The organism is Hydrogenibacillus schlegelii (assembly GCF_001653195.1).
GTDB classification, from domain to species: Bacteria; Bacillota; Bacilli; order Thermicanales; family DSM-22653; genus Hydrogenibacillus; species Hydrogenibacillus schlegelii.
On record NZ_JXBB01000001.1, the window covers coordinates 220,988 to 234,202 of the forward strand.

Here is a 13,215-nt window from a genome sequence, read left to right on the forward strand (position 1 = left end):
CGTCCCATCCCCGGAAACGGGCTTGGATATCCCCAATATATGCGCGCCGAAGCCGGCTATGCGTGGCGAGCGGAGATTCCGACCGGGGCGGCCGAGGCGCTCCGCCGATCGAAGCGCCCGTCGGCTATCGAAGCGCCCCGTCGGGCCGGAGCACCGGTTCGCCGCCCTCGAGCCCGTACGGGACCGAGGCCACCGGGACGAAGAGCGTCCGCTCGACGAACAGCCGCCGGAGATCGCCCGAGCCGCCCGAAGCCTCTGCCGGCGGGCCGGGGGTGCCGGCGTCCGCCGGAGCGGCCGGCCCGTTCGGGCTTGGTTCCGGCGCGCCGGCTCTGTCCGGGATCGCCGGTGCGGTCGAACCGGCCGGCGGGGCGCCTTGCGCCCGCAGGAGGAGGGCGAGATCGAGCAGGTAGTCGGCGTACACCCGGCCGTCCCGCGTCAGCATGAGCCCGAGGGCGTGGCCGCTGTAGGGAGAGATGAGCGCGGGCTTGGCCAGGTGAAGCGCCCCGTAGTCGATGACGAGTTCGTCCGGTCCCTTTTCCTCCGCCACCGGGAGCCGCCCCGTCGCCCGGTGAAAAGCCGCCACGGCCCGCTGCACCCGTTCGACCGCATCGGCGATGCGAAGATCGGCCAGCCGAACCGCCATCCCGTCGCCCAGCGGAACGAGGACGTAGCGGTAGACGCCTCCCCGTTCAAAAGCGCTCGACGGGATCGGGTCCAAAAACGTCGGATAGAGGGCGCTCATGTCGAGCGGGACGCCCGTGATCCGATCGGCATCGTCCGGAGGCCGCGCGACCGGGAGGGCATTCCGAGCGGCCCCATAGGCGTCGACCGCCGACTGAACCCGGGCCACGTCTCGGGGGAGATCTTCGACCGCCGGCGCGCCGGGGGAGAGGCAGCCGCCCAGCGCCCAAAGGGCCGCCGCCGACGCCCCTCCCCGGGCCAGCGCCCGGAGATCGAACGCCGCCCGGCGCCGCCGGCCGGCCCGGCGTTCCCGGCTCCAGGGGACGAGGACGCCCGCCAGGGCGACGAGCGCGAACACCGTCATGGCTTCCAGCAACGCGATCCCTCCCGACGGCCGCCGGCGTCCGGCCGACTTTAACTAAAGAGGCCGGCGCTCGGCGGCCGCCCATCCGGTTAGCCGTATTGTACCGGCTTTTCTCCCCGATCGAAAGGCGCGGCATCGGGGCGGTCAAACCCTTTCGACCGGACAGCTTCCGGACGCCGGCGCCCGAACGCCGCGACCGTCGCCGCATACGGTGATCAAGGGCGGACCGAAAGGAGGGAGGCGGATGCCGGAGGCGCCAAAACCCGACCGGCCTCAGCCGGAGACGCCCGGAGCCGATGCCGCCCTCGCCGCGCTCCTCGAACACCTCCGGCCGCTCCAAGACACCGTCGGCGAGCTCGGCGGTTCGATCCGGAAGTTCGAGCAGACGCTCGAGAGCGTCGTCGCCCTCCTCACGCTGCTCAACGAACTCGGAGGCCTGGAACGCCTGAAAGCCGCCTGGATGAGGGGCCAAAACTCGAAGACGCCCCTCGAGCGCCTGGAGCGGATCGTCGACGTTTTGGCCGCCATCGATGCGGAAAAAATCCGCCGCTGGCTCTCCCACCCGGCGGTGCGGGCGCTCCTCGCCGACGGGTCTCCCGATGACGACGCGGCGGGTGAAAAAGGCGGCAAAAAATAACGCCCCGTCACGGGGCGTTCTTTTTCGGCGCGGCGTTCTTTTTGGCCGCGGAGGGCGCGCGCTCACCCGCTGCGGGTCCATCGTTCCTTTTTTGCTCAAGGAGCTTCCGGATCGACTCGGGCCCGGTAAAGCGGTTTTCCCGCAGGTAGCGCATGATGCGCTCTTCTTTTTCCGGCGAAAGCTTCAGGCCGATGAGGGCCGAAAGCCGCCGGACGAGCGCCCGCATCTTCGCTTCGTCGTCCTGGTCGCCCGCCCGGACGTCCTTGGCGACGTCCATGAGCGCCCGGCCGTCCACCGGCCGGCTGGCCGCCTGTCCGATGAGTTCGAGCAGCTGACCGAGGTTCATGCTCTCCCCTCCTCGGTCCAGCGTATGCGCCCCGGCGGGAGGCGGTTCGGGCGCTCGCTCCCTCTTCCCGGACGGCGCGGCGCTTCTATGGTCCGGGGGCGTCCGAGGCGTTTTTCCCGGCCGGACGGGTGCCGCCGGCGGACGGCCGACCGCTCTCCCGCCGGGCTCGAACCCACGTCTCGAGGAGCGGCATCGCCCCTTCTTCCGTCGGCTCCCGGGACAAAAGCGCCTCGATCGCCTGCGCCGGCGCTTCCCCCCGAAAAAGGACGCGGTAAAGCGCCTCGGTGATCGGCATGCTCACGCCGTGCCGGGCGGCGAGCGCGTAGGCGGCTTCCGTCGTCACGACGCCTTCGACGACCATGCCGATTGACCGGAGGGCCTCATCCGGCGGCACCCCCCGGCCGATCAACCGGCCGGCGCGGCGATTCCGACTGTGCTCGCTCGTCGCCGTCACGACGAGATCGCCGATGCCGGCCAGGCCGGCAAACGTCATCGGCGCGGCGCCGAGGTGAACGCCCAGCCGGGCGATCTCGTGAAGCCCCCGGGTGATGAGGGCCGCCCGGGCGTTGTCCCCGTAACCGTATCCTTCCGCCAAGCCGGCGGCCAGGGCGATGACGTTCTTGAGCGCGCCGGCCAGCTCCACCCCGACGAGATCGTCGTTCGTGTAGACGCGAAACGTCGGCCGGAACAAGATCCCCTGGGCCTCCCGGGCGTCCTCCCGAGCGCCGGCGACGACAACCGACGTCGGCATCTCCCGGGCGACCTCTTCCGCGTGCGACGGGCCGGAGAGGGCGACGATCCGGGCCGTGCGGGCGCCGAGGACATCCCGGAGCACCTCCGACATCCGCTTCAGGCTCCTTCGCTCGAGCCCCTTAGCGGCGCTCACGACGAGGGCCGCCGGCGAAAGATGGGCCGCCGCCGCCGCCGCCACCGACCGCATCGCCTGGGACGGGACGACGAAAAGCACCGCCGACGCGCCCGATACCGCCTCCGCGAGGTCGGCGGTGACGGCAAACGGCGGAAGCAAAACGCCCGGCAGGTAGCGGCGGTTTTCCCGCGTTTCGGCCAGCGCCCGGACGTGCGCCGGATCCCGACCCCAGAGGACGACCTCGTGTCCGTTGTTGAAGATGAGTTGCGCCAGCGCCGTGCCGAAGCTGCCGGCGCCGACGACCGCGACCCGGCGGAAATCCGCCATGGCCTCCTCTCCCATCGGCTTGATCTTTGGCCGCTCCGACCGCCCGGCGGTGGCCCGCCGTCCGGCGGCCTTCGGCGCGGCGACCTTCGCTCCCCGCGGCGATCCTCGGCGCTCCCGACCGGGCGCCTTCAGCGTTCTCCCTCCGACGATCTTCGGCGCTCCCTTTCCGGGGGCTTTCGGCGCTTCCCCACCTTCCGACCGGACGGCTCCGCTACGAGCGCTCCGATCGGGCCCGCGCCGGATCGCTCGGCTTGATGACGAAACGAAGCGGCGTTCCGGTGAGGGGAAACGCCTCCCGGAACCGATTTTCCAAATAGCGGGCATATGAAAAATGAAGCCGTTCCGGATCGTTGACGAAGAGGGCGATCGTCGGCGGCTTCGTGCCCACCTGCGTCGCGTACTTGATCCGAAGCGGCGCCCCACCCCGGGACGGCGGCGGCGTGAGGGCGATCGCCTCCTGAAGCACGTCGTTCAGGCGGGACGTCGGAAGGCGCAGGGCGTGGTTTTCCGCCACCTGCCGCGCCAGATCGAACAGCCGCCCCACCCGCTGCCCGGTCCGGGCCGAGACGATCTCCACCGGCGCATAGGCGACGAAATCGAGTTCCTCCCGCACCGTCTTCACGAACCGGTCGTACGTCTTATCGTCTTTGTCGACGAGATCCCACTTGTTGACGACGAGCAAAAGCCCCCGCCCGGCCCGCTCCGCCGCGCCGGCGATGTGCTTGTCCTGCTCGACGACCCCAACCGTCGCGTCGAGGACGACGAAGACGACGTCCGCCCGTCGCATCGCCAGCTCCGCCCGAAGGACGCTGTACTTTTCCGCCCGCTCGTAAATGCGACCCCGTCGGCGGATGCCGGCCGTATCGACGAGGACAAACCGCTCTCCCGCCCGTTCCACCACCGTATCGACGGCGTCCCGGGTCGTCCCGGGGACGGGGCTCACGATCGCCCGCTCTTCTCCGGCGAGGGCGTTTAAAAGCGACGATTTGCCGACGTTCGGCCGCCCGACGATGGCGATCCGAAGCCCCTCCTCCTCCCGAGGCGCCCCCTCCGGCGCCGGCGGAAGGGCGGCGAGCACGGCGTCCATCAGCTCGCCGATCCCCGTCCCGTGGGCGGCCGAAATGCCGTAGGGCTCGCCCAGGCCGAGCGCGTAAAAATCGTACCGCCGCTCCAGATGCTTGGGGTGGTCGATCTTATTGACGGCGAGGACGATCGGCTTGCCGGAACGCCGGAGCTTCTCGGCGACGTCGACGTCGTCCGCGAGCGGTCCCGTCTGGCCGTCCACGACGAACAGGACGACGTCGGCCTCGTCGATGGCGAGCTCCGCCTGCGCGCGGACGTTTTTTCCGATCTCATCCGCCGGGTACGGCTCGATGCCGCCGGTGTCGACGACGACGAGCCGGCGGTTCAGCCATTCGATCTCCCGGTAAAGCCGGTCGCGGGTGATCCCCGGTCGGTCGTCGACGATCGCCCACCGCTCGCCGACGAGGCGGTTGAACAGCGTCGACTTGCCGACGTTCGGCCGCCCGACGATGGCGACGACGGGTAGCATTCCCCTCACCTCGCATCCGGCGGTATTGTACCATCGGCGCCGGAGGCGGTCAAAAGCCGCCCGCCGGTCTGGCCTTAAAAAGCGGCCCTCCATCCGATCCGGCTCGTCCCGCTCATCGGCGAAGGCGCGGAGCCGCGCCGGATAAACCCTCGGAGGCGCCCGAAAAACCGTCCGATGCGCCCACCCCGTCCTCCGCCGCGCCGAACACGCCGTCCGCCCACCGCCCGCCGGCGTCACGCGCCGTCCGCCGCCGGAGGCCGCCGAAGCGGTGCACGGCGGAACGGGCCGCCGAAAAGGCCGCCCGCCAGGCGACCGCCGCCCAGACGACGGCGAAAAGCGCTCCGATCCCCCGATCGCCGGGCGGAAGCGCCGGCAAATCGACCGTCTGCGGGAAGGCGGCGCGCAGGGCGGACACGGCGAGGGCGAGCGCCGCCCAAGCGAGGGTGGCGAGCGCCCACGCTTCGGCCTCCGAATCGCTGAGCGCGGCGACGACGAGGGCAAGGGCCGCCCACGGCAGGGCGGGCTCCGGCACGATCCGAAGGGCCGGGCTTTCCACGAGCGCCACAAGAAGCGCCATCCCAAGGCCGGCGGCCAAAAGCGTCCGGCCGACGGCCGCAAACGGCGCCCGCCAAACGTCCGGCGCCAGGCGGAGCGCGCCGAGCACCAAAAGGGCCGAAGCGGCGCCGTTCAGGCCTGAAAGGCCGGTGAGATCGAGGACGAGGGGAAACGCGGCGGCGAGAAACCACCCCCCCGCCCGACCGTCGACGACGCCGCTTCGCCAGAGCCCCCACCAGACGGCAAGCGAAAGCCAGGCGTATCCGTCCGGCACGACCGTCTCCTCCTGCGGCTTTGTCCTGGAAGGCTGATTTTACCATTTTAGCCGCCGCAGGAAGGCGTTAACCCGCAGGAAGGCACGAAAACCGCCGTCGGGAAGCCGGATCCGCCGCCGGAAATCGCCGCGGTTGCCCGGGAACCCCCGGCCGCCGCGGGCAAGACCAACGAAAAACCGGCGCCCGATAGCGCCGGTTCGGCTTTATGGGACCTTCACTTCCACGCATCCGGCAGGCGATCGCCCAAAAGATCGCCGATCGTCACGCCGAAGCCGGATTTGTCCTCCTCCTTCGCCGCCGGCTCCGGGCGCGGCGCCGGTTCGGCCTCTTCCGCTTCCCGGATGCTCAGGCTCACCCGCTTTTCCTCCGGCGAGAAGGCCAGCACCTTCACCCGCACCTTCTGCCCCGGCGAGACGACCTCGCTCGGCGTCGCCACCCGCCGGCGGGCGAGCTGCGAAATGTGGACGAGGCCTTCCACCCCCGGCATGAGCTCGACGAACGCTCCGAAAGAGGCGAGCCGCCGGACGATGCCCTCCCGGATCTCGCCGACCCGGATCTCGTCCTTCGCCCGCTCCCACGGACTCGCTTCGGCCTGCTTGATGCTCAGGCTCACCCGTTCGCTCTCCGGATCGACCTTGAGCACCTTCACCTTGACGACGTCGCCGATCTTCAGCTTTTCGCTCGGGTGCTCGACGTGCTCCCAGGACACCTCCGAGATGTGGACGAGCCCGTCGACGCCGCCCAGGTCGATGAAGGCGCCGAAATCGGCAAAGCGGGCCACCCGCCCTTCGACGACGTCCCCGGGACGAAGCCGCGAAAGCACTTCCGCCTTCTTCGCCTCCGCCTCCTCTTCCAGCACCGCCCGGTGCGAGAGGATGACGCGGTTTTGCTCCCGGTCGAGCTCCAGCACCTTGACCTTGAGCGTTTTGCCTTTGTAGTCGCTGAAATCTTCCACGAACGACGTCGAAACCTGCGACGCCGGGATAAAGCCGCGCAGGCCGACGTCGGCGACGAGGCCCCCCTTGACGATGTCGTGCACCTTCACCTCAAAAGCCTCGCCCCGGTCCCGGTATCCCGCGAGGCGCGCCCACGCCTCCTCGGCGTCGACCATGCGTTTGGAGACGACGAGCTCTTCCTTTTCGTCATTGACCTTTTTCACCTGCACCCGGATCTCGTCGCCGACGGACAGGACGTCGTCGATCCGGTCGATGTGAAGCGCCGACACCTCGCTGATCGGGAGGATCGCCTCGTACTTGTATCCGACGTCGACGAGCGCCTGTTTGTCCTCGATCTTGACGACCTTCCCGGTGAGCCGGTCCCCGACCTGCGGAATCGCCAGCTCGCCCCCGTGCATCGCTTCGTGCTCTTCCATCATGCCTGCGTTCCTCCTTAGCGTCCTTCCACGGACAAAAATGCCTGGTGCTGCGCTTCGGCCAGGGCGACGATGGCGCCGACGACCTCTTCGATCGACTTGTCCGTCGTATCGATTTCGATCGCATCGGGGGCCTTCCGAAGGGGCGCCGTCTCCCGCGTCATATCCTGCCGATCGCGCGCCACGAGCTCCGCCAGAACGTCCTCAAACCGGACCGCATACCCGGCCGCGGCAAGCTCCGCGTGCCGCCGCCGGGCCCGCGCTTCCGGCGAAGCGGTGAGAAAAATCTTGATCCTCGCCTCGGGCAGGACGACCGTCCCGATGTCCCGCCCGTCCATCACGACCGCCTCCCGCTCGGCCAGATGCCGGAGCCGGGCGACGACCGCCGCCCGTACCGCCGGGTGCCGCGCCACCCGGGACGCGGCGGCGCCGATCTCCGGCCGGCGGATCGCTTCCGTCACATCCCTCCCGTCCAGTCGAATGCGCACGGCGCCGCCGGCGCCTTCCAGGGCGATCTCGCTTTCGGCCCAGAGGCGGGCCAGCGCTTCCTCGTCGTCCGCCGAGACGCCCGCCTCTCGAGCCTTCAAGGCGAGGGCCCGGTAAAAAGCGCCGGTGTCGATGTATTTGGCGCCGAGGCGTTCGGCGACGCGCCGGGCGACCGTACTCTTCCCTGCGCCAGCCGGACCGTCGATGGCGATAGCCCGCACCGCTCATCACTCCGTGCCAGAACAAAAATAAGAAAAAGCAGGGCAGGTCCTGCTTTGTTCGAGGAGCCTATGTACGTTCCCCAACGCCCGCCGCACCGCGCACTCGCCCTTGCCCCTATCCAATTCTCAATTGCTCCAACCGCATTATACCACGTTCGAAGGCCGAACTCAACGGGGGTTGTCCGCCCCGCCGACTCCGGCCGTCCGCCGGGCGGCGGCATCGAAGGCCGCCTTTCCGGCTTCGGCCCTTTTACGGCCGCGGCTCGTCGAGCAGGCCCTTTTCCCTTAAAAAGATCTGCCGATCGAACGCAAAGCGCACGAGTCGCGCCTCGTCTCGAGGCCTTAAGCCGAGAAACTTCACCGACGCAAACCGCCGGACGGGATCGCCCCCTTCTTCCCACAGCCGGACGACCTCGGCTTCGGCGCTCAGGGGCTCCACCGCGCCGTTTCGGAACTGAAGGGCGACGTAAACCTGAAGCCGGTCTCCGCGGGCAAGCATCAGCCCCGGCGGGAGAGGAAACGACAGGCCGCCGGCGCTCACGTCGTGGGTTCGCAAGACGAACCGCCGCCCGTCGCCGAGCTCCAGAGCGAGGGGCATGAGCGCCGGCACGCGAAGGTGCTGCCGCCGCTGGGTTCGCTGGACGGTGCCGGCTTCGGGCAGCGCCACCTTAAGAAGCGGGATCCCGCGCCGAGCAAAGCCGAGGACCGTCGTGGGAAAACGGAACACCCCGCCGGATGCGTCGACCCATGTCACCGTCAGCCGAAGGCCCCGCGGCCAGTGATGGACGAGGCGGCCTTCCGCTTCATCGAGCGGGATGTCGAGATAGAGGGCGGAAGCATCCCGGTCGGCCACCCGGCTTCGGTAGCGGCGCGTCGGCTCGTCGAGCGGCTCAAGGGTCACCACCTGGCCGATATCCGGTTCCATCTCCGTCGCCTTCCGACCGGCCGCCGTCTTGGCATGCCCCGTTGTCCGACCGGTCGATTTCATTGTAGCCGAACGGTTCTGTTCCGTCTACGCCTTCCGCTTTCTCCGTTTTCCATCTCCCGCTCGTTCCGCTTCCCTCGTCCGCTTGTTTCGCTTTTCCCCGTTCCGCTTGCTCGGTTGGGATTACCGCTTTCCCGCTTACCTTTCCTCTCCTTCACCGGATCCCGAAAGGATTTCCACGCTCTCTTCGAGCCCGGTGTCGGCGTTCACGAAGATCCGGTAGCGGCTTCCGCCGAGGGAGCCGGTGAAGGCGTACGTGAGGACTTCTTTCCCCGTCTCGCCGACGATGAGCGCCAGCTCGGACGCCTCCACCCGGAAGTCCGGCGCCAGTTTCTTCTGAGCCGCTTCCCGGGAGAGGATCGGGCGAAGCGGAGGCCGTTTCTCCCGGTGAAAGAGGACGTAATCCGACCGGTTGAGGCCGACCACCTCCCCGTCGTCCAGCGCGACGACGACGACGACGGCCTCCGGATAGAGGCGCACCGCGCCGGCGGTCGGGACGAACGTGTACGTGCCGATCCCGTCTTCCACCTCGCTTCGGACGAGAACCATCGCCGGATGGCCGGTCGCCCTGAGAGCCCGCTCGGCCCGAACCCGCCCCTGCTCCGGCGAATAACGCGCCGGGCCGAAAGGGCGGCTTTTCATCCACCAGAGGAGCCGCCCGTCGCCCAAAAGTTCCGCCGTGACGGTCACGTCTTTGTCCGGGGAAAAGGTCACGTCGTAGAGGGGCGCCGCATCGTGGACCGCGACCGCCTCCCCCCGGATGCCGTCCGGAAGCCCGAGGAGCGACCGTGCCCGTTCCACCGCCTCCGCCGGCGGGATCGGCTTTATCTCCTGCCCGAGGCGCCGGAGGGCCGCCTCCCGTCGTTCGGCGCCGGACGCCGGAAGCGGCCCCAGGTCCATGTTGAGAAACGTTTCCGATTCGCTGCCGAGGGAGCGGAGGCCGTCGATCAGCCCGTGGTCTTCCTTAAGTTCAGCCTGGGCGAGGGCCTGCTCGACGTCCATCCAGCGGAGCTTCCGGGTGTAGACGGCCTCCTGAAGTTTCTCCAGCTCCGCCCGCACGCGGCCGCTCGCCCGATAAAGCTCGAGGAGCGTGCGGCGCTCTTCGGGCGTGAGCGGATGGGCGTGGACGTCCCGCCGGAGGAGCTGATAGGCGAATTCGCCGATCCGGCTCAAAAACCGCTCCGTTTCGCCGAGGGGCACGAGGGATAAGGGGAGGCCGCCGGCGGCGTTTTGCGCCGCGTTGGCCAGCCGCCAGACGGCCGCCAGCGTCGCCGACTGGGGGCCGGCCCCGTTCGTCGCCACCGCCCGGCCGAGGGCGTCGTGGAGATCGTCGACGGTGGAGACGAGATCGGCAAAATGATGCTGATAGGCGTTTTCCGCCCGGATGAGGAGGGCGGTTTTTTCCCGAGACTCCCGGTAGCCCCAGTACAGGCTCACGATGAGGGAGGCGACGAGCGCCGCCGCCGTCCACCACGTCGAACGCCGCATGAAAAAACCCCCTTCTCCCGGTAAGATGGGCCGGGAAAAGGAGGCTTATGCAGGCCGGGCTCACCGCACCGCCGGCTCCAGCGGCGTGATCGTAAAGTCGTCGGTGTTGCCGCATATGCACTGGACGAAGCCCGTCTCGATCTCGCCGGATTTGTTCCGTCGCCCGCGGAGGATGTAGACCTCGCCGCACCGGTTGCACTGGATGCGGACTTTTTCGCGTCGCACGCGACCCCCCTCCTCGTGCTTCGGTTCCTGCGCCTCCGTCATCTCCCCGCCCTCCTTTGACGCCGATCCGTTTCTTTTATGATGTGTCGCTCGGCCGCCGGCGGTGCCGGCGCCGAGCGGGCGCCCCTGAGCGCCGGTACGGCGGCGATCGGCGCGGCCGGCCGGGATGAAGGGCGCGATGTAAAAAAGGCTTTCGCCCGGACGGCCGAAAGCCCCTGACGCGCGTTGTTCCGCCCGCCGCCGAAACCGCCGCCGGCGCCCTCCCCGCGGTTTCGCCTAGACCCAGCCCCGGAAGCGGGACGCCTCGGCCATCCGCCGGACGCCGACCATGTACGCCGCCAGCCGCATGTCGACGCCGCGGCTTTCCGCCATGGCGACGACGTTCCGAAAAGCCCGCACGAGCTTTTCTTCCAGCTTCGCCAGCACTTCTTCTTCCGTCCAGTAGTATCCCATGTTATTCTGGACCCACTCGAAGTACGACACCGTCACGCCGCCGGCGCTCGCGAGGATGTCCGGCACGATGAAGACGCCCCGCTCCGTGAGGATCCGCGTCGCCTCCCTCGTCGTCGGCCCGTTGGCCGCTTCGACGATGATCTTCGCCTTGATGTTCGGCGCGTTCTCCGACGTGATCTGGTTTTCCACCGCCGCCGGGACGAGGATGTCGCACGGGAGCTCGAGAAGCGCCTTGTTCGGGATCGTCTCCTTAAAATGCCGCGTCACCGTGCCGAACGAATCCCGAAGCTCCAAAAGCCGGTCGATGTCGAGCCCGGCCGGATCGTAGAGGCCGCCGTAGACGTCGGAGATCCCGATCACCTTCGCGCCGGCATCGTGCATGAACTTCGCGAGGTAGCTGCCGGCGTTCCCGAACCCCTGGATGACGACCCGCGCCCCCTCGAGGGGGATGCCGACCTTCTTCGCCGCCTCCCGGATCATGATCGTCACGCCGCGGGCCGTCGCCGTCTCCCGCACCTGGCTTCCGCCCAGGACGATCGGTTTGCCGGTGATGAACCCCGGCGAATCGTGCTCCCGGATGCGGCTGTACTCGTCGAGCATCCAGGCCATGATCTGTGCGTTGGTCGCGATGTCCGGCGCCGGAATGTCCTTCGTCGGCCCGACGATCTGGCTGATCGCCCGGACGTAGCCGCGGCTTAGGCGCTCAAGCTCCCGGAAGGACAGCTCCGCCGGGTTGACGACGATGCCCCCCTTCGCGCCGCCGTACGGCAGATCGACGATGCCGGCCTTGAGGCTCATCCAGATAGAAAGCGCTTTCACCTCGTCCGGCGTCACGTCCGGATGAAAGCGGACGCCGCCCTTCGTCGGCCCGACGGCATCGTTGTGCTGGGCGCGGTAGCCGGTGAAGACCCGCACGCTGCCGTCGTCCATCCGCACCGGGATGCGGACGGTGATAAAGCGGAGCGGCTCTTTTAAAAGCTCATACATCGCATCGGGATAGCCGAGCTTTTGCAGCGCCTCTTTGATGATCGCCTGCGTCTCGGCGAGGAGATTCGTCTCCGCCGAAGGGCTTTCGGCCGGAGATCGGATCGAGGCCGACGCCGGCGCCGCCGCCGGACGCCCCCGCTTGTCCATACCGGTCACCTCGGATCGCGTTCGTTCCGTCCACAAGTATACACCAACGGCGAAGCGGCGCAAGCGACCCCCCCTGCAAGCCCACGGACAAAAAAAGCGGAGCGCATCGACGCTCCGCCCTCCGCCCAAGGCGACCGAACGAAACACCGCCGACCCGTCGACCCGGCCGGTCAGCGACCGGCCGGGTCGACGAACGGGCCGCCTTCCCCGAAGTACCGCCCGAGGACCTCCACCGCCCGCTCCGGGATGATCGGCTTCCCGTATTCTTCCAGGACGTGTATCGTCACCGGCACGATATCCCCGTACTCGGCCAGGTTGGCGACGAGCTTTTCATACTCCGCCTCGTCGAGCGCCAGCGGCTCAAAGTAGAGCACGTAATGCCCCTTGTAGTGGTAGAGCCGCCCTGCCGGCCCGACGACGGACCGCACCCGCCGGACGGCGGCCAGGAGATGCTCAAAGTCCCGAAACGCGCAGGCGATGTCGTCCCGCGTCTCAAGGGTGACCTCCATTTCGATCGTCTCGCCGTCAAACGGTTCCCCGTCGGATTCCTCCGACGCCTTGGAGACGACGACCACCATCCCCTGCGACGGCAACGCAAACACCTCGACGGCCACCGGGCCGCTCACTTCAAAGCCGACCTCATAGTAGGCCTGTTCCATCATATCATTGAACAATTCGTGGACTTTCGGCAGATCCTTCCAGAGATCGTCCTTGTCGATGTTCCGTTCCGAGAGGTCGTCGAGCGTGAGGAAAAAGCGCACCTTGTCCGGAGCGATCCGTTCGATGCGCATCCGCGTCCCCTCCTTTTTGCCGGCGGCGCCGCCTCGCGGCCGCCGACCGGCCCCCCTCTTCCCCCGGCCGGGCGCCGGATCGATCCGCCTCCCCTCGCGGAGGCGGCACGCCTAGACGGGACCGGTTTTATTATATCAGGGGTCGGGCGATCCGTAAACGGCAAAAAGAAGGGGCGTCTATGCGTTCGCGTCTCCCTCCGCCTCTGCCTTCGCCTGGGCCTGCTGGAGGTTGACGTTTCTCGCCGGCGCAAAAGTGGAGATGGCGTGTTTGAAGACGAGTTGCTGCCGTCCTTCGGTCTCGATGATGACGGTAAAGTTATCGAAACCGCGGACGAGGCCCCGCAGCTGAAAGCCATTCACCAGATAGACGGTGACGGGGATGTTCTCCTTCCGCAGGGTGTTCAAAAAGGCATCCTGAATGTTGACCGAGCGGCTCATGGTGGCCGATCCTCCTC

14 protein-coding genes are annotated in these 13,215 nt (G+C 68.3%); 1 reads left to right on the forward strand and 13 read right to left on the reverse strand.

The window, feature by feature from the left end:
* Positions 1-124: 124 nt before the first annotated feature.
* On the reverse strand, positions 125-1,057 hold the full coding sequence (locus tag SA87_RS01030; protein WP_066197762.1) for a hypothetical protein: 933 nt from the start codon (positions 1,055-1,057) through the stop codon (positions 125-127).
* Between the two features lie 232 nt (positions 1,058-1,289).
* Here SA87_RS01030 and SA87_RS01035 point away from each other — a divergent pair, with 232 nt between their 5' ends.
* On the forward strand, positions 1,290-1,682 hold the full coding sequence (locus SA87_RS01035; RefSeq protein WP_066197766.1) for a hypothetical protein: 393 nt from the start codon (positions 1,290-1,292) through the stop codon (positions 1,680-1,682).
* 7 nt (positions 1,683-1,689) lie between these two features.
* Here SA87_RS01035 and SA87_RS01040 read toward each other — a convergent pair whose 3' ends face one another.
* The 12 genes from SA87_RS01040 to hfq all read right to left on the reverse strand — a co-directional run bounded on the left by SA87_RS01040 (position 1,690) and on the right by hfq (position 13,198).
* The gene (locus SA87_RS01040) at positions 1,690-2,028 is read right to left on the reverse strand and encodes a stage VI sporulation protein F (RefSeq protein WP_066197769.1); all 339 of its coding nucleotides are present in this window, start codon (positions 2,026-2,028) and stop codon (positions 1,690-1,692) included.
* Between the two features lie 85 nt (positions 2,029-2,113).
* On the reverse strand, positions 2,114-3,238 hold the full coding sequence (locus SA87_RS01045; RefSeq protein WP_066197771.1) for an NAD(P)H-dependent glycerol-3-phosphate dehydrogenase: 1,125 nt from the start codon (positions 3,236-3,238) through the stop codon (positions 2,114-2,116).
* Between the two features lie 196 nt (positions 3,239-3,434).
* On the reverse strand, positions 3,435-4,775 hold the full coding sequence (der, locus tag SA87_RS01050; RefSeq protein WP_066198052.1) for a ribosome biogenesis GTPase Der: 1,341 nt from the start codon (positions 4,773-4,775) through the stop codon (positions 3,435-3,437).
* Positions 4,776-4,887: 112 nt separating this feature from the next.
* Positions 4,888-5,604, reverse strand: a complete 717-nt coding sequence (locus tag SA87_RS01055) for a hypothetical protein (protein ID WP_066197773.1) — start codon at positions 5,602-5,604, stop codon at positions 4,888-4,890.
* A 215-nt stretch (positions 5,605-5,819) separates the two neighbouring features.
* A complete protein-coding gene (rpsA, locus tag SA87_RS01060) occupies positions 5,820-6,980 on the reverse strand; it encodes a 30S ribosomal protein S1 (protein WP_066441596.1) in 1,161 nt (386 codons plus the stop codon).
* A 14-nt stretch (positions 6,981-6,994) separates the two neighbouring features.
* Positions 6,995-7,684 carry a (d)CMP kinase gene (cmk, locus tag SA87_RS01065; protein WP_066197775.1) on the reverse strand — a complete coding sequence of 230 codons (690 nt, stop codon included), beginning with the start codon at positions 7,682-7,684 and terminating at the stop codon, positions 6,995-6,997.
* Between the two features lie 250 nt (positions 7,685-7,934).
* The gene (locus tag SA87_RS01070; RefSeq protein WP_169816873.1) at positions 7,935-8,609 is read right to left on the reverse strand and encodes a flagellar brake protein; all 675 of its coding nucleotides are present in this window, start codon (positions 8,607-8,609) and stop codon (positions 7,935-7,937) included.
* Positions 8,610-8,807: 198 nt separating this feature from the next.
* Entirely contained in the window at positions 8,808-10,157 is a 1,350-nt protein-coding gene (locus SA87_RS01075; protein ID WP_066197781.1) for a PepSY1/2 domain-containing protein, read from the reverse strand.
* A 60-nt stretch (positions 10,158-10,217) separates the two neighbouring features.
* Positions 10,218-10,424 (reverse strand): hypothetical protein, encoded by a 207-nt coding sequence (locus tag SA87_RS01080; RefSeq protein WP_066197784.1) that lies wholly within the window; start codon positions 10,422-10,424, stop codon positions 10,218-10,220.
* Positions 10,425-10,658: 234 nt separating this feature from the next.
* Positions 10,659-12,005, reverse strand: coding sequence for a Glu/Leu/Phe/Val family dehydrogenase (locus tag SA87_RS01085; RefSeq protein ID WP_245637590.1), 1,347 nt, complete (start codon positions 12,003-12,005; stop codon positions 10,659-10,661).
* A 134-nt stretch (positions 12,006-12,139) separates the two neighbouring features.
* Positions 12,140-12,760, reverse strand: coding sequence for a genetic competence negative regulator (locus SA87_RS01090; RefSeq protein WP_066197786.1), 621 nt, complete (start codon positions 12,758-12,760; stop codon positions 12,140-12,142).
* Between the two features lie 177 nt (positions 12,761-12,937).
* Positions 12,938-13,198 (reverse strand): RNA chaperone Hfq, encoded by a 261-nt coding sequence (hfq, locus tag SA87_RS01095; protein WP_066197788.1) that lies wholly within the window; start codon positions 13,196-13,198, stop codon positions 12,938-12,940.
* Positions 13,199-13,215 lie beyond the last annotated feature (17 nt).

Bases quoted from the DNA above. Each gene is read 5' to 3' on its own strand.
- SA87_RS01035 (WP_066197766.1), top strand. From the start codon at position 1,290: ATGCCGGAGGCGCCAAAACCCGACCGGCCTCAGCCGGAGACGCCCGGA.
- SA87_RS01040 (WP_066197769.1), bottom strand. From the start codon at position 2,028: ATGAACCTCGGTCAGCTGCTCGAACTCATCGGACAGGCGGCCAGCCGG.
- SA87_RS01045 (WP_066197771.1), bottom strand. From the start codon at position 3,238: ATGGGAGAGGAGGCCATGGCGGATTTCCGCCGGGTCGCGGTCGTCGGC.
- der (WP_066198052.1), bottom strand. From the start codon at position 4,775: ATGCTACCCGTCGTCGCCATCGTCGGGCGGCCGAACGTCGGCAAGTCG.
- rpsA (WP_066441596.1), bottom strand. From the start codon at position 6,980: ATGATGGAAGAGCACGAAGCGATGCACGGGGGCGAGCTGGCGATTCCG.
- SA87_RS01070 (WP_169816873.1), bottom strand. From the start codon at position 8,609: ATGGAACCGGATATCGGCCAGGTGGTGACCCTTGAGCCGCTCGACGAG.
- SA87_RS01075 (WP_066197781.1), bottom strand. From the start codon at position 10,157: ATGCGGCGTTCGACGTGGTGGACGGCGGCGGCGCTCGTCGCCTCCCTC.
- SA87_RS01080 (WP_066197784.1), bottom strand. From the start codon at position 10,424: ATGACGGAGGCGCAGGAACCGAAGCACGAGGAGGGGGGTCGCGTGCGA.
- SA87_RS01090 (WP_066197786.1), bottom strand. From the start codon at position 12,760: ATGCGCATCGAACGGATCGCTCCGGACAAGGTGCGCTTTTTCCTCACG.
- hfq (WP_066197788.1), bottom strand. From the start codon at position 13,198: ATGAGCCGCTCGGTCAACATTCAGGATGCCTTTTTGAACACCCTGCGG.